General features: G+C 62.8%; 22 protein-coding genes and 2 pseudogenes. 21 read left to right on the top strand and 3 right to left on the bottom strand.

What is annotated here, in order from left to right; all coding sequences use genetic code 11:
* Positions 1-7: 7 nt before the first annotated feature.
* The 8 genes from ROE7235_RS14965 to ROE7235_RS14930 all read left to right on the top strand — a co-directional run bounded on the left by ROE7235_RS14965 (position 8) and on the right by ROE7235_RS14930 (position 7587).
* Positions 8-1519 carry a phage portal protein gene (locus tag ROE7235_RS14965; protein WP_121096321.1) on the top strand — a complete coding sequence of 504 codons (1512 nt, stop codon included), beginning with the start codon at positions 8-10 and terminating at the stop codon, positions 1517-1519.
* The gene (locus ROE7235_RS14960) at positions 1519-3015 is read left to right on the top strand and encodes a S49 family peptidase (RefSeq protein ID WP_121096307.1); all 1497 of its coding nucleotides are present in this window, start codon (positions 1519-1521) and stop codon (positions 3013-3015) included. Before ROE7235_RS14965 ends, ROE7235_RS14960 begins: the two co-directional genes overlap by 1 nt.
* Positions 3016-3147: 132 nt before the next feature.
* Entirely contained in the window at positions 3148-3528 is a 381-nt protein-coding gene (locus ROE7235_RS14955) for a head decoration protein (protein WP_121096306.1), read from the top strand.
* A gap of 107 nt (positions 3529-3635) precedes the next feature.
* Entirely contained in the window at positions 3636-4658 is a 1023-nt protein-coding gene (locus ROE7235_RS14950) for a major capsid protein (protein WP_121096305.1), read from the top strand.
* A gap of 18 nt (positions 4659-4676) precedes the next feature.
* On the top strand, positions 4677-4988 hold the full coding sequence (locus ROE7235_RS14945) for a head-tail joining protein (RefSeq protein WP_121096304.1): 312 nt from the start codon (positions 4677-4679) through the stop codon (positions 4986-4988).
* Complete coding sequence (locus tag ROE7235_RS14940; protein WP_121096303.1) at positions 4985-5614, top strand: DUF6441 family protein; 630 nt, start codon at positions 4985-4987, stop codon at positions 5612-5614. Before ROE7235_RS14945 ends, ROE7235_RS14940 begins: the two co-directional genes overlap by 4 nt.
* Positions 5615-5996: 382 nt before the next feature.
* Positions 5997-6890 (top strand): penta-EF hand family protein, encoded by an 894-nt coding sequence (locus tag ROE7235_RS14935; RefSeq protein ID WP_121096302.1) that lies wholly within the window; start codon positions 5997-5999, stop codon positions 6888-6890.
* 277 nt (positions 6891-7167) lie between these two features.
* Positions 7168-7587 (top strand): acyl-CoA transferase, encoded by a 420-nt coding sequence (locus ROE7235_RS14930; protein WP_121096320.1) that lies wholly within the window; start codon positions 7168-7170, stop codon positions 7585-7587.
* Here the strand turns inward: ROE7235_RS14930 and ROE7235_RS14925 are convergent.
* Positions 7560-7946 carry a bactofilin family protein gene (locus ROE7235_RS14925; protein WP_121096301.1) on the bottom strand — a complete coding sequence of 129 codons (387 nt, stop codon included), beginning with the start codon at positions 7944-7946 and terminating at the stop codon, positions 7560-7562. The two genes, ROE7235_RS14930 and ROE7235_RS14925, sit on opposite strands and share 28 nt — an antisense overlap.
* 71 nt (positions 7947-8017) lie before the next feature.
* Here ROE7235_RS14925 and ROE7235_RS14920 point away from each other — a divergent pair, with 71 nt between their 5' ends.
* From ROE7235_RS14920 to ROE7235_RS14900, 5 genes are all read left to right on the top strand, one after another.
* Entirely contained in the window at positions 8018-8959 is a 942-nt protein-coding gene (locus ROE7235_RS14920; RefSeq protein ID WP_121096300.1) for a phage tail tube protein, read from the top strand.
* Positions 8959-9414, top strand: coding sequence for a phage-derived protein YdaY family protein (locus ROE7235_RS14915; RefSeq protein ID WP_121096299.1), 456 nt, complete (start codon positions 8959-8961; stop codon positions 9412-9414). Before ROE7235_RS14920 ends, ROE7235_RS14915 begins: the two co-directional genes overlap by 1 nt.
* Positions 9415-9512: 98 nt before the next feature.
* Positions 9513-9653 (top strand): DUF7697 family protein, encoded by a 141-nt coding sequence (locus ROE7235_RS20605; protein ID WP_245963986.1) that lies wholly within the window; start codon positions 9513-9515, stop codon positions 9651-9653.
* Positions 9634-11820 carry a phage tail tape measure C-terminal domain-containing protein gene (locus tag ROE7235_RS14905; RefSeq protein ID WP_121096298.1) on the top strand — a complete coding sequence of 729 codons (2187 nt, stop codon included), beginning with the start codon at positions 9634-9636 and terminating at the stop codon, positions 11818-11820. The genes ROE7235_RS20605 and ROE7235_RS14905 overlap by 20 nt, the downstream gene beginning before the upstream one ends.
* A 61-nt stretch (positions 11821-11881) precedes the next feature.
* Complete coding sequence (locus ROE7235_RS14900) at positions 11882-12508, top strand: DUF2460 domain-containing protein (RefSeq protein WP_121096297.1); 627 nt, start codon at positions 11882-11884, stop codon at positions 12506-12508.
* 10 nt (positions 12509-12518) lie between these two features.
* Here ROE7235_RS14900 and ROE7235_RS20185 read toward each other — a convergent pair whose 3' ends face one another.
* Positions 12519-12695, bottom strand: coding sequence for a hypothetical protein (locus tag ROE7235_RS20185; protein WP_183073529.1), 177 nt, complete (start codon positions 12693-12695; stop codon positions 12519-12521).
* A 76-nt stretch (positions 12696-12771) separates the two neighbouring features.
* On the opposite strand from ROE7235_RS20185, the gene ROE7235_RS14890 reads away from it, so the two are divergent.
* The 7 genes and pseudogenes from ROE7235_RS14890 (at position 12772) to ROE7235_RS14860 (ending at position 20609) form a co-directional block, all read left to right on the top strand.
* Positions 12772-13656 carry a phage/gene transfer agent baseplate hub protein gene (locus ROE7235_RS14890; RefSeq protein ID WP_121096295.1) on the top strand — a complete coding sequence of 295 codons (885 nt, stop codon included), beginning with the start codon at positions 12772-12774 and terminating at the stop codon, positions 13654-13656.
* Entirely contained in the window at positions 13653-14132 is a 480-nt protein-coding gene (locus ROE7235_RS14885; protein WP_245963985.1) for a C40 family peptidase, read from the top strand. Before ROE7235_RS14890 ends, ROE7235_RS14885 begins: the two co-directional genes overlap by 4 nt.
* Positions 14133-14141: 9 nt before the next feature.
* Positions 14142-18160: pseudogene (locus tag ROE7235_RS14880) on the top strand (baseplate multidomain protein megatron).
* A 21-nt stretch (positions 18161-18181) separates the two neighbouring features.
* The gene (locus tag ROE7235_RS14875; protein ID WP_121096294.1) at positions 18182-19258 is read left to right on the top strand and encodes a DUF2793 domain-containing protein; all 1077 of its coding nucleotides are present in this window, start codon (positions 18182-18184) and stop codon (positions 19256-19258) included.
* Complete coding sequence (locus ROE7235_RS14870; protein WP_121096293.1) at positions 19255-19563, top strand: hypothetical protein; 309 nt, start codon at positions 19255-19257, stop codon at positions 19561-19563. The genes ROE7235_RS14875 and ROE7235_RS14870 overlap by 4 nt, the downstream gene beginning before the upstream one ends.
* 108 nt (positions 19564-19671) lie before the next feature.
* Positions 19672-20352, top strand: coding sequence for a YcbK family protein (locus ROE7235_RS14865; protein ID WP_121096292.1), 681 nt, complete (start codon positions 19672-19674; stop codon positions 20350-20352).
* Positions 20352-20609, top strand: a complete 258-nt coding sequence (locus ROE7235_RS14860) for a hypothetical protein (protein WP_121096291.1) — start codon at positions 20352-20354, stop codon at positions 20607-20609. Before ROE7235_RS14865 ends, ROE7235_RS14860 begins: the two co-directional genes overlap by 1 nt.
* Positions 20610-20817: 208 nt before the next feature.
* Here the strand turns inward: ROE7235_RS14860 and ROE7235_RS14855 are convergent, their stop codons facing one another.
* Positions 20818-21747 carry a LysR family transcriptional regulator gene (locus ROE7235_RS14855; protein WP_183073528.1) on the bottom strand — a complete coding sequence of 310 codons (930 nt, stop codon included), beginning with the start codon at positions 21745-21747 and terminating at the stop codon, positions 20818-20820.
* Positions 21748-21872: 125 nt separating this feature from the next.
* Between ROE7235_RS14855 and ROE7235_RS14850 the strand changes: the two are divergent.
* Positions 21873-22879, top strand: a pseudogene (locus ROE7235_RS14850) (ABC transporter substrate-binding protein); the annotation flags it as partial.
* Between the last annotated feature and the right edge of the window lie 127 nt (positions 22880-23006).

Genomic DNA, 23006 nt, shown 5'->3' with positions numbered 1-23006 from the left:
CGGCGCAATGAACTGGCGCCAGCGCCTCGGCGCCTTCATCGGCGGTTTTGATGCGGGCCAGCATCACCGCCGGTTGCGCGGGTTTCGCGCGACCCGCGCCCATGTCAACGCGCTGATCGCAGCCGCGGGGCCAGACATCACCGCCCGGGCCCGCTGGCTGGTGCGCAACAACGGCTATGCCGTGAATGCGGTCGAAAGCTGGGCGGCGAACACCGTGGGCGACGGGATCAAGCCGATCTCCAAAATTGGCGATGCTGGCAGCAAGGAAGAGCTGCAACGCCTGTGGCTCGCCTGGACCGACGAGGCGGACGCCGAAGAGCTGACCGACTTCTATGGCCTCCAGCGCCGCGCCGCGCGCGAGGTGTTTATCGCAGGCGAGGTGTTCTTCCGGATCCGCATGCGGCGGACGAGTGACGGGCTGACTGTGCCATTGCAGTTGCAGATGTTGCCCTCGGAGATGTTGCCGCTCGAGCAATCGGGCATCGCCGCCAATGGCAACGCGATCCGCCAAGGGATCGAGTTCGACCGGATTGGTCGGCGCGTCGCCTATCACTTCCTGCGCCGCCATCCGGGTGACAGTACGGATCCCGAGCTCTCCGGGGAGACCGTGCGCGTCCCTTCGTCGGAGGTCATCCACATCATCGACCCGGTCGAGGGCGGGCAGTTGCGGGGCGTCTCAAAGCTCGCCCCCGCCATCGTTAAACTGTTCCTGCTCGATCAGTATGATGATGCTGAGCTCGACCGTAAAAAGGTCGCGGCGATGTATGCGATGTTCGTGACCTCGCCCGCGCCCGAGAACCCGCTCGCACCGGCCGAAGATGACGAGATGCCCGACGGGGTTGAGATCAGCCCGGGCCAGATCGTGCGGCTGGATCCCGGCGAAGACGTGACCGTGGGCCAGCCCGCTGATAGCGGGGGAACCTACGAGCCGTTCCAGTACCGGACGCTGCTGCAGATTTCGGCAGCACTTGGCATTCCCTACCCTTACCTCGCCAATGACATGGTGAAGGGGAACTTCTCGAACTCACGTCTGGCCCTGATCGAATTCCGCCGCCGCGTCTCCGCCTGGCAGCATGCGGTCATGGTGTTTCAACTCTGCCGCCCCGTCTATGCCCGCTGGATGGATGCGGCTGTCCTGTCGGGTGCGCTCACCCTGCCCCGTTATGAGGCCAACCGCGCGCGGCTTCTCACTGCCGACTGGCTGCCCACCAAATGGGACTGGGTTGATCCGCTGAAAGACGCCAATGCCGAGATCGCCCAGATCGAGGCCGGGCTCAAGTCGCGCACGCAGGCCATCGCTGAGCGCGGCTATGACGCCGAGCAAGTCGATCGCGAGATTGCGGCGGAGCGGGAACGCGAGCGGACGCTGGGTCTGGATTTCCGTCGGCCGGGGTCGCCCGCGCAGGGTGTGCAGATGGTTTCTGACGCAAATGAAGATCCCGAAGAAGACACGCCTAGCGAAACCGACGACAGAGATGACGCGGAAGACCGACCGCGCCCAGACGAGGACCAGACCTGATGCTCCATGCCCGCATTGCCGCGCGCGCCTTCAACACGCCGCTGCTGGTGGACCCCTCCAAGGCCATGGCGTTTCTGTCAGGGCTTGGGCCGCGCATTCTTGGGCGGCGGGTTGAGATGGACGACAATAGCGGAGCGGTCGGCGAAATCGCCCTGCCCGCTCGCGCCAGCTTGCTGGCCGGTGGGCTCGCAGATAGCTACCGCCAGCATGGCGATGCGCCCTACCCGCTCATCGATGGCATTGCCGTGATCGAGATATCCGGCGTGCTGATCCACCGGGGCGGCTGGATTGGTCAATCCTCGGGCCAGACCAGCTATGAGGGGATCGCGGCGCAGATTGAGGCGGCAGCGAATGATCCCGCCGTGCGCGGCGTCGCATTGGAAATTGACAGTTTTGGCGGCGAGGTCGCGGGTGTTTTTGACCTTGCAGATCGCATTCGTGCCATTCGGGGCACCAAGCCGGTCTGGGCGTTTGTGGCCGAACACGCCTTCTCGGCAGGTTATGCTCTGGCCTCCCAGGCCGACCGTATCCTGCTGCCGCGCACCGGGGCCGTGGGCAGCATTGGGGTCGTGGTCCTGCACGCAGATATGAGCGGGCAGCTTGATCAGGAGGGCGTGCGCGTCACGCTGGTTCACTCCGGCCGCCACAAGGTTGATGGCAATCCATATCAGCCCCTGCCCGACGCGGTGCAGGGCGACATCCAGCGCGAGATCGATGTGCTGCGGTTTCTCTTTGCGGAAACTGTGGCGGCCGGACGTGCGGGTCGGCTGAGTGAGGAGGCCGCCATGGCAACCGAGGCTGCGACCTATCGCGGCGCGGATGCCGTCGCTGCGGGTCTTGCCGACGAGGTCACGGATCTGACGCAGGGCTTTGCCGCATTTCGGCAGATGATTGCAGGCAGGCCGCCCGCCGCGATCGCCCGCGCTGACGCTTCGAGGACCCGAAACACACTCCACCAACCCCGAAAGGAGACCGCCATGGCCCATGCGCCAGACCAAGATGAAACTTTGCGAGAGGATGCTATTGATGGTCAGACGCAGGATGCGATCGATACCGCTTCTTCTACTGACAGTGCACCCGCTGATGACGATACCACCGATGTGGAGGACGCCGCCGCTGCGCCAGCGGCTACCCCCTCAAACGGTGAGAGCCAACCGCAAAAACCCTCGCACCCGTCATCTGCATCCGCACCGGAACAGCCATCGTCATCGCGCAGTAATCTGGCCGAGCTTCCGGCGCAGTTTCGCGAGACGGCGGCGGAGATCACCGAGATCGCAGCTCAGGCGGGCCGCCTCGGAATTGTGATCGACGCGGCAACCGCGCTGCGCGAGGGCACCACCCCGGAAGCCCTGCGCAAGCTGGTCCTGCAACGCGCATCGGATGCGTCGGACGCGCGGGATGTGGTTGCCGCCGCCCCCTCGCCCATCCTGCCCAAGGCCAGCGAAAGCCCGATCGTGGCGGCGGCAAAACGCGCAGCAGCAAGCCCGCGCGGCTGAGCTGCTCAGTCCTTTCTCTTACGCCGATCCAAGGCGCTGAGACCTGACAACTACCGGACAAGACACCCTGCCACCCCACCGATCCACATCGGCGGGTATCTTCATTTGCACCCCTGACACAGGAACTCTGCCATGAACGCGCTTACGCAACCCGCCACGATGGGCGATCTGCTCAAATACGAGGTCAACCCGAACTACACCCGCGAAACCGTCACGCTTCTGGCCGGTACCGCCTATCCGGTCGGCGCCGTTCTGGGCAAAATCACCGCCAGCGGCAAATACAAGCTCGCCACATCCGGCGGCTCCGACGGCGCCCAAACCGCAGGCGCCGTTCTGCTCTACCCCGTCGATGCCACACTGGCCGATGCCATCGGCGTGGTGATTGTGCGCGGGCCTGCCATCGTATCGCGCGCAGCCCTCGCCTATGACGCCACCGTCGATGACGGCACCAAGATCACCACCAAGATCGGCCAGCTGGCCAGCCTCGGCATCATCGCACGCGATACCGCCTGATCGGTGCTGAAACAGCACGCAATCGCATGAATCCCTGACCCCGCAATCCGCGCGCGTTTTGGTGCGCGGCGCGTCCTCTTCCTGCCCCTCTTTCCCCGGAGTTTCCCATGACCATCACCCGCAACCCGTTTGATACGGGCGGCTATTCGCTCGCCGAGATGACGCAGGCCATCAACATCCTGCCCAACCTCTACACCCGCCTCGGCCAGATCGGCCTGTTCCGCTTTGAAGGCGTGACCCAGCGCTCGATCGTGATTGAACAGCGCGAAGGGGTGCTGAGCCTCCTGCCTTCAGTGCCACTGGGCGCGCCCGCCACCGTCGGCAATCGCGAGGCGCGCTCCATGCGCAGCTTTGCGCTGCCGTGGATCCCGCATGACGATGTGATCCTGCCCGCTGACATTCAGGGCATGCCGGCGCTAGGCGTCTCGGACGCAGCTGATCCGCTGGTCGAGGTGATGAACCGCAAGCTGACGCTGATGCGGCGCAAGCACGCCCAGACCCGCGAATACATGGAGATCAATGCGCTGCGCGGCATCGTGAAGGATGGTGCCGGCACCACGCTCTACAATTACTTCACCGAATTCGGGCTGACGCAGATCTCGGTCGACTTCGTCTTCGGCACGGCGGGCACCAATGTGCAGGGCAAGGTCCGCACGACCTTGCGCGGGATCGAGGACAATCTACAGGGCGAGACCATGACCACCGCGCATGCGCTGGTCAGCTCGGAATTCTTCGACAAGCTGATCAGCCACCCCAAGACCGAGGACGCCTATAAGTTCTACTCGGCCACAGGCGGCCAGCCGCTGCGCGACGACATGCGCCGCGCGTTCCCCTTCGCAGGGATCCTCTTTGAGGAGTATAATGGCTCCGTCACCCTTTCGAATGGCAGCTCGGAGCGGCTGATCCCCAGCGGAGAGGGCATCGCCTTTCCGCTCGGGACCTTTGACACCTTCACCACCTATGGCGGCCCGGCGAACCTTCTGGAAACCGCCAATACCGTGGGCCTGCCGCTCTATGCCCGCCAGATGATGGACGCGAAGGGTCGCTGGATCGATCTGATGACCGAAAGCTCGATCCTGCCGGTGAACAAGCGCCCGCGCCTCGCGATCCGCCTGCACAGCTCGAACTGATAGCGGCAGGACATCAGAATGTCGGTCTTCACCGCCGCCATCGACAATCTCTTTGCCGATCCGAATATCTCCATTGAGGCGACATACATTGCGGGCGGTGGCGCGCCCCAGCTCATCCGTGTGGTCATGCGCCGCGCGGATGACGTGACCAGCTTTGGCGATGCGCGGCTCTGGTCGGAAACCACCCGGGTTGATCTGCGGGTGGCCGAGGTCCCCAACCCGCGCCCGGGCGACCGGATCGAGATCGACGGCGAGGCGTTCAATATTCAGGGGGAGCCCATGCGGGATCGCGAGCGGTTGGTCTGGACCGTAGATCTGAGGCCCGCATGAAACTAAAGCTGGATATCACGCCTGATCTGGCGGCGATGATGGCGGCAGAGATCAAAGCCGGTGAACGGGCCGTTACCACAGCCACGCGCGAGGCAGGGACCAGTCTCAAAACCGCCTGGCGCGGGCAGATCACCGGCGCGGGGCTGGGTCAGCGGCTCGCGCGCACGATCCGCTCGGAGCAGTATCCCAAGGGCAGAACCAGCCTGAGCGCCGCCGCTCTGGTCTGGTCGAAAGCACTGGTGATCATCGGTGCGCATGACACCGGGCCGCTGATCCGCTCCCGCGACGGGTTCTGGCTGGCGATCCCCACGCCTGCGGCTGGAAAATCTGCACGCGGTGGGCGCATCACGCCGGGGGAATGGGAGCGCCGCTCGGGCCTGCGCCTGCGGTTTGTCTATCGGCGGACGGGCCCGAGCCTGCTGGTCGCCGAAGGGCGGCTGAACAATCGCGGTCGCGCGGTCGCCTCGCGCGCAAAGACCGGGCGCGGTCGGACCACTGTGCCGATCTTTCTGCTCGTGCCGCAGGTCAGGCTCCCAAAGCGGCTGGATCTGGCGCGGGATGCGCGGGCTGCTCAAGAGGCCTTGCCGGGGGCGATCGTGGCGAAATGGGTGGAGGGGAAAGTCTGATGTCTGTTGTGCCGGTCCTTCTGCCGCTTGAAGCTTCAGCGCAAATCGTGCGCGTTTGCTGCATGACCGAGGTGGATGGGCGGAGAACGGACTCTCACTGCGACGTGGGCAGATCAAGATAGCCTCGCATGAGCGGGCATTCAGAACGTGTCAAATCAAGGGAGTTCACTGCACTGCACATGACCGATACGACCCCGAAGCGGAAGATTTTCAAAGGCAGAATACGCGTTAAGCGGGGGTAGCTCGAAAGCCGATGGCTTAGCACTGGAGCTCAAAAACTAGCCATGGAAGAAGCCAATCTGTGATCCCGGCGAGGCCTTGCAAAACGGTACTTTCTACGCGAGCCTTGAATGTGAAACGCGGATTCACAGGAGAATTACAAATGACTATAAGCCGATTATTTAAAAGTATTGCTTGTGTGACACTTGTATTGGCATCTGTGCCGGCGCACGCTCAGGAGACGATAGTTGGACTATGGGGATTTGGTGGATGCGACGATGCCAGCAATATTGAGTATCAAGGACACACTCTGGCAGCATATTCAGGCGATGGCGGAATCGAAATTATTTCACAAGAAATCACACCGATCAGTGGAAGCGACTGGCTATATGTGCGCACCGATCAGCATGACCCTGCACCTTCGCTAATGCGAGAAAAAGACGGTTTTCTTGAACAAGCTTGGCCAAAAACGGAACCGAATACAACGGCGGAAACAGAGGCTTTGCATGCATCTTTGTCCTCTGGCGCACTGACGCCAGAAGTTGTTCCGGAAGCATTCAATATCGATCGAGGCGAAACCTGCCCAAGTCTCCCACTACCACAATCGCTGGTCATGGGAGAAGCCTTGGCCGTCTTGAAAGACCTTGATGCCGCCGTTTCGGACTGCCGCGAAGCCGTCGCGCGTTGTCCGGGAAATTTGTTTAGGGTAGCGGACGTAAGCGGAGATGGCGAACTTTCAGTAGCTGAAATTGCACGCATAATTCGTGCGAGTGTTTCAATTGGTACTGCCATGGATACCAAAGTCTCGGAGGGTCAGAGGGTCGTAGCGGCCACCAGCGCAGCTGCGTTAGCCCCAATCGCCTCAGGAGCAATAATGCATTCTTTCGATTATGATCGATCAGGGTCCTTAAGTTTTGACGAACTTTTGTCAGAGCGTCTGCCGGTCGAATTTAGCGAGACAGAAAAGATGCGATTTGATGTGTCTAACTGGGTGAAGGCTATTTCCGACGGTGCGAAAACTGCTGCTGGCGCTGGCGCGATGTTACTGCAAAGATAAAAGTGACGTATTGAACTTCCTCTACTACGTTTTCTGGCGTTATCAGGAAGGCGGGTTATTGGATTGGATGTAAAGTAGAGCGCTGCTTCTGCTCTGTACCGCTGTGCCGACATTCGCCGATTGAAAATGCTGCTCGGGAAATGAACGGCCGGTTCGGCGACGCCTCGATGCAGTGCTAGGCGATGTGGCCGGGGGTAGCTCTGGGCCGTACACGACAATGCCGCCTTCTGCGCTGCTGCCTGCCTCAATGTGGGCGAAAGATTAAATGGAGCGCACTTTGCCCACCCCTCGCGAAGCAATCCTCGGTGCGCTCTACGCACGCCTCTCGGCTCTACCCGCCACCACCAAGCGCGGCGATGTGCTGCCCGAGCGCGTCCCTGCCGACGGCCTGCTCATCCTGCGCGACGGCGAGCCGGGGGAGCCCGAAGTCACGCTATCGCCGCTGGCCTACCACTACCAGCATCGCGCCGAGATCGAGGCGGTTGTGCAAGGTGCGGACCGCGATACGGCGTTTGATACGCTCTGCGCCAGCATCGGCGTGGCGATTGCTGCTGACCGCACTCTGGGTGGGATTTGCGACTGGGTCGAGGCAGAAGCCCCGCGTCCCGTCGATTTGCTAGTCGAGGGCGCAGCAAGTCTGAAAGCCGCCGTGATACCGGTGATCCTGTATTATTCGACGGACGATCCGCTGTCCTGAACCTGTGGAGCCTCGCGCGTTGCGCGCGGGATGCATCTGCCCTCTACCTGTGCGCCGCTTTCGATGCGCAGACTGTCATAGGTGATATCCCCGACAATGCGGGCACTCGTGTGCAATTGCACCGTGCCACCTTTGATCTGGCCCTTGAAACGTCCTTTGATCACAATGCCTGGGGCGCGCAATTCGCCCTCGATTTCGCCTGTCTCCTCGATCACGATCGCAGCCGCCTCCACGCTGCCCTTCACATACCCCGGCAACTCGACTGTGCCCGGGAAATACAGCTCACCGGTGGCACGCGAGCCAATAGCCAGATGCGAGCGGCCACCAGACCCGGACGGGCCGCTTGATTCTTCCGTCATTCGATACTGTCCCTTTTTGGTTTCCCGCAGCCTTTACCAGATTGGCTGCCTGAACTTACAGGAGAAACACCATGGCACGAGCGCAAGGCGCGCGGGCGCAGATGGCGCTGGCGTTCGAGACGACTTATGGCACGCCGCCCGCGAGTGGCTTCACCCGCATGCCCTTCGCCAGCGCGACGCTGGGCGCGGAACAGCCGCTGTTGAACAGCGAGCTGCTTGGCTATGGTCGCGATCCGCTGCCTCCGATCAAGGATGCGGTGACCTCAGATGGCGATGTGGTCATCCCTATAGACGCGCAGGCATTTGGATTCTGGCTGAAGGCCGCATTTGGCAATCCAGTCACAACCGGATCAGTCGCGCCCTACAGCCACGAATTCCAGTCGGGTGCCTGGACGCTGCCCTCGATGTCCATTGAGACCGGCATGCCCGAGGTCCCACGCTTTGCCATGTATTCCGGCTGTGTGCTGGATCAGCTCTCATGGCAGATGCAGCGCTCGGGGCTGCTGACGGCCACCGCCCGGCTGGTCGCGCAAGGTGAAGCGGTGGGCACTGCCACTGCTGCCGGAACACCCGCCGCGCTCGATCTACAACGCTTCGGCCATTTCAATGGCGCGATCACGCGCAACGGGACTGCTCTTGGCAATGTCGTCTCAGCCGAGATCACCTATGCCAATAATCTCGACCGGATCGAGACCATCCGCGCAGATGGGCGGATTGATGGGGCTGATCCCTCTATCGCCGCGCTAACTGGCCGGATCGAAGTCCGCTTTGCGGATCAGACGCTGGTGACGCAGGCCATTGATGGCGATCCCTGCGAGATGGAATTCGCCTATGTTCTGCCTTCGGGCGAGAGTTTTACCTTTTCTGTCCACGCGGTCTACCTGCCCCGCCCGCGTATCGAGATTTCAGGGCCGCAAGGCGTGCAGGCGACATTCGACTGGCAAGCCGCGCGGGATCCGACTGAGGGCCGGATGTGCACCGCAACCCTTATCAATGCAGTGGAGACCTATTGATGCTGACCCTCGATCTGACCAATGCCCCCCGCTGGCATGACCTCGCCCCCGGTGTGCGCGTGCAGCTGCGCCCACTGACCACCGCGCTGATGGTCGCCACACGCGCTGACCCGGAGGTCGAGGCCATTCCCGAGGATGCCACGGATGAGACCCGCGCCATGGCCTTCGCCAAAGCCCTCGCGCGGCGGGCGGTGCTGGATTGGGAGGGCATCGGCGATGCGGATGGTATTGCCATCGCCCCCAGCCCCGAGGCCATCGACGCGCTTCTGGACATCTGGCCGATTTTTGAAGCCTTCCAGCTGACCTATGTTTCCAAAGGTCTGCTGCTGGAACAGGAAAAAAACGCCTCTGCGCCCTCGCCGACTGGGAATTGGGCGGGGGCGCGCGCTACTGCGCGGGTTGCGAGCCCTTCGAAGGCCGCGAAAGGTCGTGCACGGACTGCCCCGCGCGGCTGAACCGTCCCCTCACCCACGAAGGCTGGCAGGTCTGGGATCTGGTCAGCCGTCTGGGTGGCCAGCTGCGCATCGCCCCCGGTGCCGTGATCGGCTGGGATATGGGTGCGGCACTGGCACTTGGTCAGGCGCTGGGCGTGCCGCCGCTCGCGATGGCCGAACTCCTGCCCGGCATCGAGGCCGTGATGGTCATCAAACTCAGCGAACAGATGGAAACGACAAATGGCAGAGAAAAGCGTTAGCGTCCGCCTTGCCGTGATCGGCGGCGAGAAGGTCCGCACAGCGCTTGAAGGTGTGGGCGAGGCTGGCAAGCGCGGGTTTGGGCGGCTGAGCCAGGAGATGGAGGCGGCGAACCGGCGACTCGCCGGCTTTGCGCGCCGGGTGAAGGTAGCTTCTGCGGCTGCTGTTGCGGCGGCCACCGCAGCCGGCGTCGCGATGATCCGCTCAGGCCTGCAGACCGTCGACGCGCAGGCGAAGCTTGCGGCCTCGCTCGACACCACTGTGTCGAGCATTCAGGTGCTGGAACGCGCGGGCGATCTGGCAGGCGTGTCCATGGGTCAGGTCGAACAGGCCACGATCCAGCTGACGCGGCGGCTATCGCAGGCGGCCTCTGGCACGGGCCCTGCGGTCGAGGCCCTGCGCCGCTTGCAGCTCTCAGCCCAAGATCTGCAAGCCCTGCCGCTCGATGCACGCATCGCGACAATTCAGGAGCGGCTCGCGGAGTTTGTGCCCGAGGCAGAGCGCGCAGCCATTGCCTCACAGCTTTTCGGCGATCGCGCCTCTCTGGTCTTCGGGCGCATCGACAGCGCGACGCTACGCCAGGCCACGCAGGACGTACGGGACTTCGGCGTCATCGTGTCTGATCAGGATGCAGCCCAGATCGAGCGCACCAATGACGCCATATCGCGGCTGGGCCTGATCTGGCGCGGGATTTCAAACCAGCTGGCTTTGGCCGCAGCCCCCGCGCTTGAAGCTGTGGCCAATGCCATGGCGTCTGTCGCGCGCACCACTGGCCCACTCGGCATGGCGATCCGGGGGCTGTTCGACAATCTCGGGCGGCTGGTCAGCATCGCAGGCACATTCGTCGCCTTCATGGCTGGGCGCTGGGTCGCGGGCGTTGCGGCGGCGGCGCTCTCTGTGCGCGGGCTGGCCACCGCTCTGCTCGTCCTGCGCGGGGCGCTGATCCGCACCGGGATCGGCGCGCTGATCGTCGGTGCGGGTGAGCTGGTCTATCAATTCGGGAAGCTGGTCTCCAGCGCAGGTGGCTTTGGCGGCGCGCTGGAGCTGATGGGTACTGTGGCGCGGGCCGTCTGGGACGGGATCGGGACGTCGCTCTCCGCTTTTGGCGACCGCTTCCGCGCGATGGGGGCTGAGATCGAGGCGCTCTGGCTGCGGCTCATGCGGTTTCTGGGACAGAAATGGGCGGATTTCCTGAGCCGGATCGCGCCGGGCTTTAATCGGATCGCCGATGTGATCGGGGCCAGTTTCCAGATCGATGCGCTGGGCGTGCAGGCCTTGGTGTCGAGCTTTGACGCAGGTATCATGCGCGCCGAGCGATCCGCAGAAGGGTTCCGCGCACGGGCGGATGCAACTCTCGCCAGTGCTTTTAACGGCGCGCGAGAGGCTGTCGCCACCTTGTTGGCGGCAGTGCGCGGGTCCAGTGACGAAACCGAAGACGCTTTGGGTGTGGCTGCAGCTGGTGCGCAACGCATGTCGGATGCGCTGGATCAGGCCGAGGCGGCAGCGGTTCGCGCTGGCGCCGCTGGGAAGAAGGCTGGGGCAGAGACCGCGTCTGGTGCTGGGCAGGCCCTGACTGGCTGGGATGCGGTCACAGCGTCCCTGTCGGATTATGCCAGAAAAGCCCGCGAGATAGGGTCTGATATCGGCCAGGTGCTCGTGGGGGCGTTTTCTTCTGCGGAGAGCGCGGTCGGGGATTTTGTACGCAAGGGCAAACTGGACTTCCGCGATCTGGTCACCTCGATGATCGCAGACCTCGCCAAGCTCGCCGCGCGAAAGTTCCTTCTAGGCCCATTGGCTGGTGTCCTCTCGGGGGTGCTCGGCGGCGCAGGCGGGATCTTCGCCAATATTCTACATGCCGGCGGTCTGGTCGGCAGCCCTGCCCCGGCGCGCATGGTGCCCGCCATGGCCTTTGCTGCTGCACCGCGCATGCATTCCGGTGGTTGGGCGGGGATCAAGCCCGACGAGGTGCCCGCGATCCTGCAGCGGGGAGAACGGGTGCTCTCGCGGCGGGAAGCCGCTGGCTATGGCGGAGGAACTGCACCGGGAGACGGTGGTATGACCGTCAATGTCACCATCATGGCGCGCGATGCAGAGAGCTTCCGGCAGTCGCGCACGCAGATGGCCGCAGATATCGCACGCGCAGTCAGTCTCGGGCGGCGGGGCATGTAAGTGCGGCCCCGCAAATGGGCACCGGTTGCAGGGGCCAGAGCACTGACGATGGAGAGGTCAGATGGCGTTTCATGAAGTGCGCTTCCCCGACAATATCGGCCGCGGCGCGCGGGGCGGGCCCGAGCGGCGCACGCAGATTGTGGAACTCGCCTCGGGTGACGAGGAGCGCAATGCGAGCTGGGCCAATTCGCGCCGCCGCTATGATGTGGCCTATGGCATAAGGCGAGCCGATGATCTGGCCGCTGTCGTGGCATTCTTTGAGGCCCGCAATGGCCGGCTGCACGGGTTTCGCTTCAAGGACTGGTCGGATTACAAATCCTCCGCGCCGTCACAATCACCCGGCCCGCTCGACCAGCCTATCGGCACGGGCAATGGCAGCATCACCAGCTTTGCGCTGATGAAGCGCTACTCCTCTAGCAGCCAGACATGGACCCGCGCCATCACCAAGCCTGTCGCGGGCTCTCTGCGCGTCGCGCTGGGCGGTGCTGAACAGACCAGTGGATGGTCGGTTGATACAACAACCGGTGTGGTGACATTCGATACAGCCCCCGGCGCGGGCGTCACTATCACTGCCGGGTTTGAATTCGACGTGCCCGTCCGTTTCGACAGCGACACGCTGGACGTCACGCTCGATGTCGAACGGCTGGGCTCGATCACATCGATTCCGCTCCTGGAGATCCGGCGATGAGCGCGCTGCCTCAGGTTTTGTCAGAACGTCTTTCCGGGAAAGGAACCACTTTTCGGTCCTGCTCTTCCGCGGCTTTTTTCAGAGCGGCCAGAAAGCTGTCGAGCCGGACCACATCCATCCGCACTTCTTGGGGATCATAAACGGGTTTCGCAGTCTCACCTGCCCCGTCCTGAAACGTATCACGCATACTCATGCACCTTATTACTGAACACAGTTCATCAACAGAATGTGTCAAGCCTGTCGCGCCAAATCAAGGTTAATTCATGAAACAGCTCGACCCTGCCCTGCAGGCCCATCTCGATGACGGCACTACCACGCTCGCATGGTGCTGGCGCATCACCCGCGCGGATGGCGTCAGCTTCGGCTTCACCGATCACGATTGCACGCTGTTGTTCGAGGGCACGGAGTTTGAGCCCGAAAGCGGCTTTGCTGCCTCGGAAATTCGCGCGGGATCAGATCTCTCGGTTGACGCGCAGGATGCCGAAGGGGTGCTGTCGTCGGACCGCATCACCGAGACGGATATTCTCGACGGGCGCTGGGACGCGGCCGAGGTCGAACTCTGGCGCGTCAACTGGGCGGATACCAGCCAGCGCGTGCTGATGCGAAGGGGTGCTGTCGGTCAAATCCGGCGCGGGCGCATGGCCTTTGTGGCCGAAGTCCGCTCCCTCGCGCATGTTCTGGGCCAGACGGTCGGACGCACGTTTCAGGCAGGCTGCGATGCAGCCCTTGGTGACGCGCGCTGCGGGGTCGATCTGGAGGATCCTGCGTACAAGGGCGCAGGCGCTGTCATCGACCCGCTGCGCGACCGCGAATTCACGGGCTCTGGTTTGTCAGGGTTTGCCTCGAGCTGGTTTACTTTTGGCACCGTAGAGTGGACCTCTGGTGCCAATGCCGGGCGGCGGGCCGAGGTGCTGGCCCATGATCTGCTGGATGGTATAGCTGTCCTGACACTGCTTGAAGCGCCCGTGCGCGCTATCGTCGAGGGCGACGTCTTCACGATCCGCGCGGGCTGCGACAAGCGCGTGGAGACTTGCAGCGCCAAATTCAGCAATGTCGCGAATTTCCGGGGCTTTCCGCATATCCCCGGGCAGGACACCATTCTGCGCTATGCCGCGCGCGACGGCGGCCATGAAGGCGGCGTGCTGTGAGGGCTACAGTCACGACGAACCCGCAGAGTTTTGCCGGCCCTTCCATAGTTATCACCGCTGCACGCGGCTGGCTGGGCACGCCCTATCATGATCAGGCGAGCCTCAAAGGCGTCGGGTGCGACTGCCTCGGCCTCGCGCGCGGCGTCTGGCGCGAGGTTGTCGGAGAGGAACCCTTCCCCATCCCGCCTTACAGCCGGGACTGGGGCGAAACCGGACCGCGCGAGGTGTTGGTCGAGGGCGCGCGCGCCATGATGATCGAAGTCTCACCTGCTGACGCCCCACCCGGCGCGCTGCTTCTGTTCCGGATGATGCCCCGCGCGATCGCCAAGCATGTCGGGATCCTGACTGGTCGCACCAGTCGCACCGCGCCCGACCGCTTCATCCACGCCTATGAACGGCTAGGCGTCATCGAGCAGCCGCTGACACAAGCCTGGCGGCGGCGCATCGCCTTCGCATTTCTTTTCCCCAAGACCTGAGAGTTTTTTATGGCAACCCTTGTTCTGGGCGCGGTCGGCTCGGCGATCGGGTCGAGCTTTGGCGGCGCGATCCTCGGGCTGTCGGGCACCGTGATCGGCGGCATGATCGGCTCGACTGTCGGATCTGCCGTCGACAGCTGGCTCGTGTCCTCACTTGCGCCCGCGCAGCGCATCGAGGGCGCACGGCTCGATTCCTTGCGCATCACGTCATCCTCCGAAGGCGCGGTGATCCCACGCGTCTACGGGCGCATGCGCATTGGCGGCAATATCATCTGGGCCACGGATTTTCGAGAGGAGACGCGGACGAGCAGCCAGGGTGGTGGCAAAGGCGGCGGGCCAAAGGCGGCGGGCCAAAGGTCCAGACCACCGAGTATCTGTACTATGCCAGTTTCGCGGTCGCATTATCCGAGGGCCCGATCACCGGCATTGGCCGCGTCTGGGCCGATGGGAAGCCGCTCGATCTCTCGACCCTCGTCTGGCGCTGGTATCCCGGTGACGAAGAACAGGAACCCGATCCCTTTATCGCAACGAAGATGGGCGTGGCCAGCACGCCCGCCTATCGGGGCACGGCCTATGTGGTGTTCGAAGAACTGCCGCTTTCCGATTTTGGCAACCGCATCCCGCAGCTGACCTTTGAGGTGTTCCGCCCGCTGGCGGACTCTGACACGGCTGAAGGGCTGACCCGCGCAGTCTCGCTCATTCCGTCCGCAGGTGAGTTCACCTATGCGACCGATGTCGTGCGCAAGGTTGAGGGCGGGATTGCCACCGCCAACCCGCTTTTGAACACCACCATTGGTGGCACCAGCAGCACCGAGAACTCCAATGCGGTAGCCGACACCGCCGATATCGTCGTGGCGCTGGATCGGTTGCAGGCGATGGTGCCCTCGGTTGAGGCCGTCAGCCTCGTCGTGTCATGGTTTGGCGACGATCTGCGCGCAGGGAACTGCACCATCCGTCCCAAGGTCGAGTTTTCCGAGAAGACCACGCCCAATGCCGACTGGTCGGTGAATGGTATCGCGCGGGCAGATGCCGAACTGGTCAGCCGAGACAGCGAGGATCGGCCCGTCTATGGCGGCACGCCGGCGGATTTCGCGGTGGTCCAGGCGATCCGGGAGCTGAAGGCCCGCGGCATGCGCGTGACCTTTTATCCCTTCCTGATGATGGATGTGCCACCGGGGAACACGCTGCCGGATCCTTATTCGGACAATGCCACTGATATTGGCCAGCCTGCCTTTCCATGGAGGGGGCGCATCACCTGTTCGCCTGCCGCAGGATATGTCGTGTCTGCCGACAAAACCGCTTCGGCCGCCACACAGGTCGCGAGCTTCTTCGGCGGCGCGACACCCGCGAGTTTCGCCGTGTCGGGCGAGGATGTGTCCTGGACCGGCCCTGCTGAAGATTGGGGCCTGCGGCGGATGATCCTACACTATGCCCATCTCTGCGCGATGGCAGGCGGCGTTGATGCCTTCCTGATCGGCACCGAGATGCGCGGGCTCACGCAAATCCGGTCTGGCGCGGCGACCTATCCGGCCGTGCAGGCGTTTCGCGATCTGGCAGCTGATGTCCGCGCCATCCTCGGAGCGGGCACAAAGATCAGCTGTGCGGCTGACTGGTCGGAGTATTTCGGCCACCAGCCGGGGGACGACAGTGGAGATGTGTACTTCCATCTCGATCCGCTCTGGGCCGATGCAAATATCGATTTCATCGGCATCGACAATTACATGCCGCTCTCGGACTGGCGCGACGGCTTTGAGCATGCAGACGCGCAAGCCGGCTGGCCTGCGATCCATGACCGCGCCTATCTGCAATCCCATATCGCAGGCGGTGAAGGGTTCGACTGGTTCTATGCCAGCGCGGCTGATCGTGCGGTACAGGTACGAACCCCCGTTGAGGACGGGGCAGAAGGCAAACCATGGGTGTTTCGCTACAAGGATCTGCGCGCCTGGTGGTCAGAACAGCACTTTGATCGTCCGGGCGGCGCTGAGAGCGGGACGCCGACCGCATGGGTGCCGGAATCGAAACCTGTCTGGTTCACGGAACTGGGCTGCCCCGCAGTTGATCGCGGCACGAACCAGCCCAATGTGTTTTTCGATCCGAAATCGTCTGAAAGCTTTGTGCCGTATTTCTCCCGCGGCTGGCGCGATGATGCGATTCAGCGGGCCTATCTCGAGGCGAGCTATCTCTGGTGGGGCGACGCGGCCAACAATCCAATGTCCTCGGTATATGGCGACCGGATGGTCCATGTGCCGGACTGCGCCGCCTGGACATGGGATGCACGGCCCTACCCGTTTTTCCCGGCGCTGGAGGGTGTCTGGACCGATGGTCCAAACTGGCGGCTGGGGCACTGGCTGACGGGACGGCTCGGCGCCGTATCCCTCGCGGCTCTCGTTAGGCATCTCTGCCTGCGCGCGGGGCTGCCCGAGTACCGCATCGATGTCTCCGGCCTTTGGGGTGCGGTCGAGGGCTACGCGATCGGCGCGCTGGAATCCCCCCGCGGCTCAATCGCCACGCTCGCGCGGCATTTCAGTTTTGATGCCACCGAGACCGGCGGTGTCATCCGCTTTGTCATGCGCGGGCGTGCGACAGTGGCAGTAATATCTGCCGAGGATATGGTGGCGGCTGGGTCTGGTGACGTTCTGGAACTGACCCGCGCGCAGGAAACAGAGCTGCCGCAAGCGCTTAAATGGCAAGTGGCGCGCGCGGATGAGGATTATGACGCGGCGCAAGTTGAGGCGCAGCGCATCACTGTGGACACAACGCGCATATCGCTCGAGAGCTTCCCCATGGCTGTCCCGCCAGAAGAAGCCGAGCGGCGCTGCCGCCGCGCGCTGATGGAGGCCTGGTCGGGCCGCGAAACGGCTGTGTTTCGACTGCCGCCCTCGCGTCTGGCCCTCGATCCCTGCGATGTGATCGCGCTCGCGCATGACGGGCGGCAGGTCGATATGCGGCTGGTCTCGGTGGCGGATTCCACGTTTCGCAGTCTGGAAGCACTCCGTCAGGACCGCGCCAACTACGATCTGCCACCCGGCAATCCCCGGCCAGCAACGCTCAGCACGCCTTTGGTGTTCGGGGCACCGGATGTGCTGCTGATGGATTTGCCCCAGCTACGCGAAGATATTGCGCCGCATCGCCCTCTGATCGCCGGCCATGCGCGGCCATGGCCGGGCGAGTTGGCTGTGTTTCGAAGCCCCGCGAGCGATGGGTTTGAGCTGCTGACCACCTTCGGCAGGCGGGCGCGGATGGGTGTGCTGGTGGCAGACTTCTATTCTGGCCCCAGCTCGCGCTTCGATCTGGGCAATGCGCTGATCATCGATCTGTTCACAGGCAGCCTCAAAAGCGTGACGGATATTGCCCTCTTCGGCGGGGCCAATGCGCTGGCGGTGGAAACAGGCGCTGGGCAATGGGAGATCGTGCAGGCGGGCGTCGCCGAGTTAATAGCACCGGGGCGCTATCGGCTGATGCGGCTGCTGCGCGGTCAGCGCGGAACGGAAGCCGCGATGGGCGATCCTACGCCCGAGCGTGCGCACGTCGTGGTGCTGGATGACAGCCTGACCCCGCTGCCAATCGCTGAGGCTGATCTGGGCCTTCCCTGGAACTGGCGCATCGGACCAGCCGCACGCCCGCCCGGTGATGACAGTTATGTAGCGCAGGCATTCACGCCTGAGGGTGCCGGGCTACGGCCTTTCTCGGTCGCGCATATCGACCAGCCTTGGCGCAGAGCGCGGAGCCCCGGCGATCTGACAATCCGCTGGGTGCGGCGGTCGCGCTCGCTCGCGGCCGACAATTGGAACGCGGGTGATGTGGCTTTGGCAGAAGAGAATGAGACCTATGAGGTCGATATCCTCGACGGCACGACCGTAAAGCGAACGCTCAGCACCAGCACCACCAGCGCAGTCTATTCTGGTGCTGACCAGATCGCCGATTGGGGCACCCTGCTCGGGCCAAGTGACAGTCTCACGATCCGCATCGCGCAGCTCTCCGCTCTTGTCGGGCGCGGGGCGGAGCGGACGGTCACCCTCTTCTTCTGATCAGAACCACAAGGACCTTTGATGTCTGACACCACCGGCAATCTGCTGCTGCCCTATATTCTGGCCGCGCAGGCGCAAAAACATGTCACCCATAACGAGGCGCTGCGCTTGCTCGATGGGTTGGTGCAACTTGCGGTGCTCGCGCGCGATCTGACAGCACCCCCGGCCAGCCCCGATGAGGGGGATCGGTATATCGTGGCCTCAGGCGCCACCAGCGACTGGGCGGGCTGGGATCTGAACATCGCGCTCTGGACCGATGGGGCCTGGTTGCGCCTGCCACCGCGCGTGGGGTGGCGCGCATGGGTTGAAGATGACGCCGTGCTGCTGGTCTATGATGGCGCAGGCTGGATCAGCACCACACCCCCTGCCCTGCAGAACCTGACGCGCATCGGGCTCGGTGGCACAGCAGATGCCAACAATCCGTTTCTCGCACAGATCAATGCCGCGCTCTGGACCGCGCTGGGCGTGGGTGCTGGTGGGACGGGCAGCCTGATACAAAGCCTGAACAAGGAGGCCAGCGCGAATGATCTGGGGTTTCTGTTCCAGACCGGCTTCTCGACCCGCGCCCTGCTGGGCCTGTTCGGGTCGGACCAGTTTCGCCTAGCCGTCTCGCCCGATGGCAGCACCTTCTATGACGCGCTGCGGTCCGACCCCGCCACTGGCATCCTCGATCAGCCAAACCTGCCGCGCTTCAAGGGCTATACGAACTACGACAACTATGTCGGCGTCGGTGCCTGGACCAAGATCGGCATCAACAACACCGAGTACAATGATCAGGGCGCGTTTGATGCGGCGAACAACCAGTTCATAGCCCCGGTGGACGGCACGTATCTCTTTGGCGCGACGCTCATGTTCAAGGTGAATGCCAGCACTTCGGCACGCATGAGCGGGCGGCTGGTGATCAATGGCACAGACGTCCTGCGCGGCAGCTATGGTGAGAGCTCCGCCACGCATCGCTCGGAAGCCACAGCGCTTTGGCTGCAAAGCATGGCCGCGTTGAGCGCAGGCGACACGGTTGAAGTGCAGGGCTCCTTCCGCGCGCATGACGGGTTCTTTGCGGCCGAGCAGACCAGCTTCTGGGGGGCAAAAATCGGATGAGCCAGCAAAATTCCCTCATCGAGCAAACCGTGCAGGCGTTCCGCGATCACGGTCTGACCGCCGCCATCGGCGTCTGGTTCACCTTCATCGCGGGGCTTGCCACAGCAGTGACGCGCAAAGCCTTCACCAATGAGGCGCTTTTGCACAAGCTCGAGCAGGAACTGGTCGAGGAACGCGCCCGGGTCGAGAAGCGCCGCGACGATGATCGGCAGGTCGATCACGACCGCCTCGCCCGGATCGAGCGCGATATCCACGATATGCGCAACCTGATCTTCGCCGCCTTCCAGCGCCGGGATGGCGACTGACCTCAGCGCCATTTTCACAAGCTGAGGATCCCGAACTCCCGACACAAACCAAACGCCCTGCCCGCGCGCAGGGCGATTTCGCATGCCCATCACCCACAGGAGACGCTCATGTCTGACCCCATTCGCACCTTCCGCCATTTCCGCGACGTGCCCGACCACCTTTGGCGCTGGAAGAACTTCTCGCCTCCTGAGATCGCCTGCCGCGACACAGGTCAGTTAAAGCTTCATCCCGAGGCGCTCGACAGGCTGCAGGCGCTCCGCGACCGGCTCGGCAAACCGCTGATCCTCCGCTCGGCCTATCGCTCGCCCGCGCACAACAAAGCCGTTAAAGGCGCGCCGCGTTCCAAGCACATGGACGGCACGGCGTTTGATATTGCGATGGCCAACCATGATCCGGTGGCGTTTGAAGCTGCTGCCCGCGAAGTCGGGTTTCTCGGCTTTGGCTTCTATCCGCGCTCGGGCTTCATCCATATCGACTTGGGGCCCGCGCGCAGCTGGGGCGAGCGGTTTCCGGTTCGCGCTGTGCCTTTTGCATCCGAGGCCCCGCCCGCGCGGGAGGTGCTGTCCGAGAGCCGAACGCTGCGGGGGACCGGCACAGCTGGCGTGGCGACCGTCGGCGCCGCGGGCGTGGAGGTTGCCCAAGAGGTTCTGGCCGAGGCGCAGGGCGCGGTTCTGCCACTGGTGCCATATCTCGACACGCTACGCTGGGTCTTTATCGCGTTGGCACTGGGCGGGATTGCCATCGCCGTCTGGGCGCGGATCGATGACTGGAAAAAGGGGCTGCACTGATGTGGGCGAGCCTCTTGGTCGGGCTGCTCACCCGGCCTTGGGCGCGGCGGGCTGCGGCTCTCGCCCTCGGCGCGCTCACCATAGCGTTGTTCATTCTCAATCTCCGTCGATCGGGCGAACGCGCTGGCCGCGCCGCCGAACGGCTGGACCAACTGGAGCGCACAAATGCCATTCAACGTCAGATGCTGGATGCGGCCAGCCGCCGCCCTCGCAACCGCGACGATCTGCTTGAACGCCTGCGCGGGGGTGAATTCTAACACGGGGCACAGCGCGTGTCCCTCCGTGGTGGCGTATAGCCGGGCTGAACAGACACGCGTGGCAGCGGAACTGGCCGCGTTGCCCCCAGGTGCAGCGATGGCTGAATGGCTCGCGGATTATGCGGTGCTCCGCGAACAATTGAGAACCCTTAGGTAAAACAGCACAATGAACAAAGATTCTCATCCTCAGCGATTAATCGCGGTCGTATTACAGGACGTCAAAGGACATGAGCCTCGAATAATCACACTGACGTAAGTCTCTCAAGAATGGCAAAATTACATCGGGTATACTCAAATCAGAGAGCGTGTAGATCCCGATCTGGATACGGTCGCGCGGTCGATCTTCAACGTCAAGAACAACCACCTCAGCCGTGCTGAATTCAGGAGCAACTGCGACCGGGTAGACCAGATAAGCATCACTTTCCTGCAACAGGTTGAGACCAGCCATCACCGAATTGGTCGACAAGGGCGTTCGCAGCGGATGGGTCCAGTCTGGTTCGACGACATAGCCCGGCGCATTAATGATCCCAAGATGCCGGTTCACAAGTGGCGCTACATCGAGGCGGGGGTAGCGTGTCAAATCCTGCCTGCGGGCTTTTCCTTTTGTAAGCGGGTGCCCTGCTCTGACAAAGTAGGCATCCTCGACATCGAAAAGGCGCTCAAAGGAAAAGGCAAGACCTTCGCTGATTCCCACTACGCGTGAACCAATAAAGCACTGAACATCGCCCGACATCAGATGTCGAAGGCCATCGAAACTACTACAAATCTCGACATGCACAATCGTGTCGGTGTTCTCTTTTCTGAAATCGCCGACAGCCTTGCGAACGAAAAGCGGCCACCACGCATGACCGCAGCCAATTTTCAAAGCCGGACGATCTGCCAATTTGCGCGCCTGAATTTCGGCATTGGCATGAGAGTTGAGCCGCGCCATAACACGGGCGTGTTCATATAGGATCTGACCATACTCGGTCAGCACCACGCCCCGTGAGCTGCGCTCGAACAAGGGCACGCCGTGAATTTCTTCCAACTTGCGAATATTCACAGACACCGTGGGCTGCGAGACATTCATCGCGTCCGCCGCCGCGGAAACATTGCCTGCTTCGGCCACGGCAAGAAACTGGCGAAGCCGTCGGTCCATTGGCACCATCCCATAAGTTAAATCTATATTAAGAAGGATACATCGTATTTCAATAATAACAAGCGCCACGCTACGCTTCGCCTTCTACTGCGCACCCGCGCATTCACACGGGAGGAGAAACCGCGATGACCCCAAGACGTTCAGCACTTGCTTTAATTGTTCTCGCCGCCGCGCTACCCGCGTCGGCGCAAACACAGTTGCCCTTTACGCCAGGTGACGGGCCGTTTTCATGGGAAAGCTACGACGCCTTTGCCGCCGAACATGAGTATGCCGGGCAAGAGGTGACGCTCGCCTCGCCATGGCTGGGACCGGATGCCGAAGCAGCTGCCGCAGTGCTTGGCTATTTCGAGCGCGCGACCGGTGCCACTGTGCAGGTCAACGGCTCTGACGCATTCGAGCAGCAGATCATGATTGATGTTGAGGCGGGATCCCCCCCCAATCTGGCCGTGTTCCCACAACCGGGGCTGATGTGGACCTTGCACGCCGGGGACAGCTTGTCGATCTGGGCGCGAACACAGCGGATTGGATGAGTGCCACATACGCCGCGGGGCCGTCCTGGACCGCCTTGGGTAGTTGCGAAGGCGCGTCCGGGTTTTACGGGTTTTCGTATAACGTGAACGTCAAATCGTTGGTTTGGTATGTTCCTGAGAATTTCGAGGATCTGGGCTACGACGTTCCCGACAGCATGGAAGGCCTGCGCGCCCTGACCGAACAGATGGTGGCCGATGACGTGACGCCGTGGTGCATAGGCATCGGGTCCGGTGCAGCGACGGGCTGGCCCGCGACCGACTGGGTCGAAGATCTGCTGTTGCGTACGCAACCGCCCGAAGTCTATGACGACTGGGTCACAAACCAGATCGCGTTTGACGATCCGCGCATCGTGGCCGCGATCGAGGAATTTGGCTGGTTCGCGCGCAATGATGCCTTTGTCAGCGGCGGTGCAAGCGCGGTGGCCGCGACAGATTTCCGCGACAGCCCGCTAGGTCTGTTTTCAGCACCGCCGCAATGCATGATGCACCGACAAGCGTCGTTCATCCCGGCGTTTTTCCCCGATGGCACCAACGTGGGCGAGGATGTCGATTTCTTCTATTTCCCGGCCTATGAAAGCGCCGAGCTCGGCAACCCGGTTCTGTGTGAATCCCGGAGACAAAATGCCCACAGAAACGGTCTGATGATCTGACCGTCGCGGAGTAAAATTCCGCAATCTGACACCTGAAGCTGATGAGCGGAGGGTGGGGAGATGTATTCTGTGGACTTAT

Source organism: Roseinatronobacter ekhonensis (genome assembly GCF_900499075.1).
GTDB lineage: Bacteria > Pseudomonadota > Alphaproteobacteria > Rhodobacterales > Rhodobacteraceae > Roseinatronobacter > Roseinatronobacter ekhonensis.
This window is presented reverse-complemented; position numbering and strand designations above follow the sequence as displayed.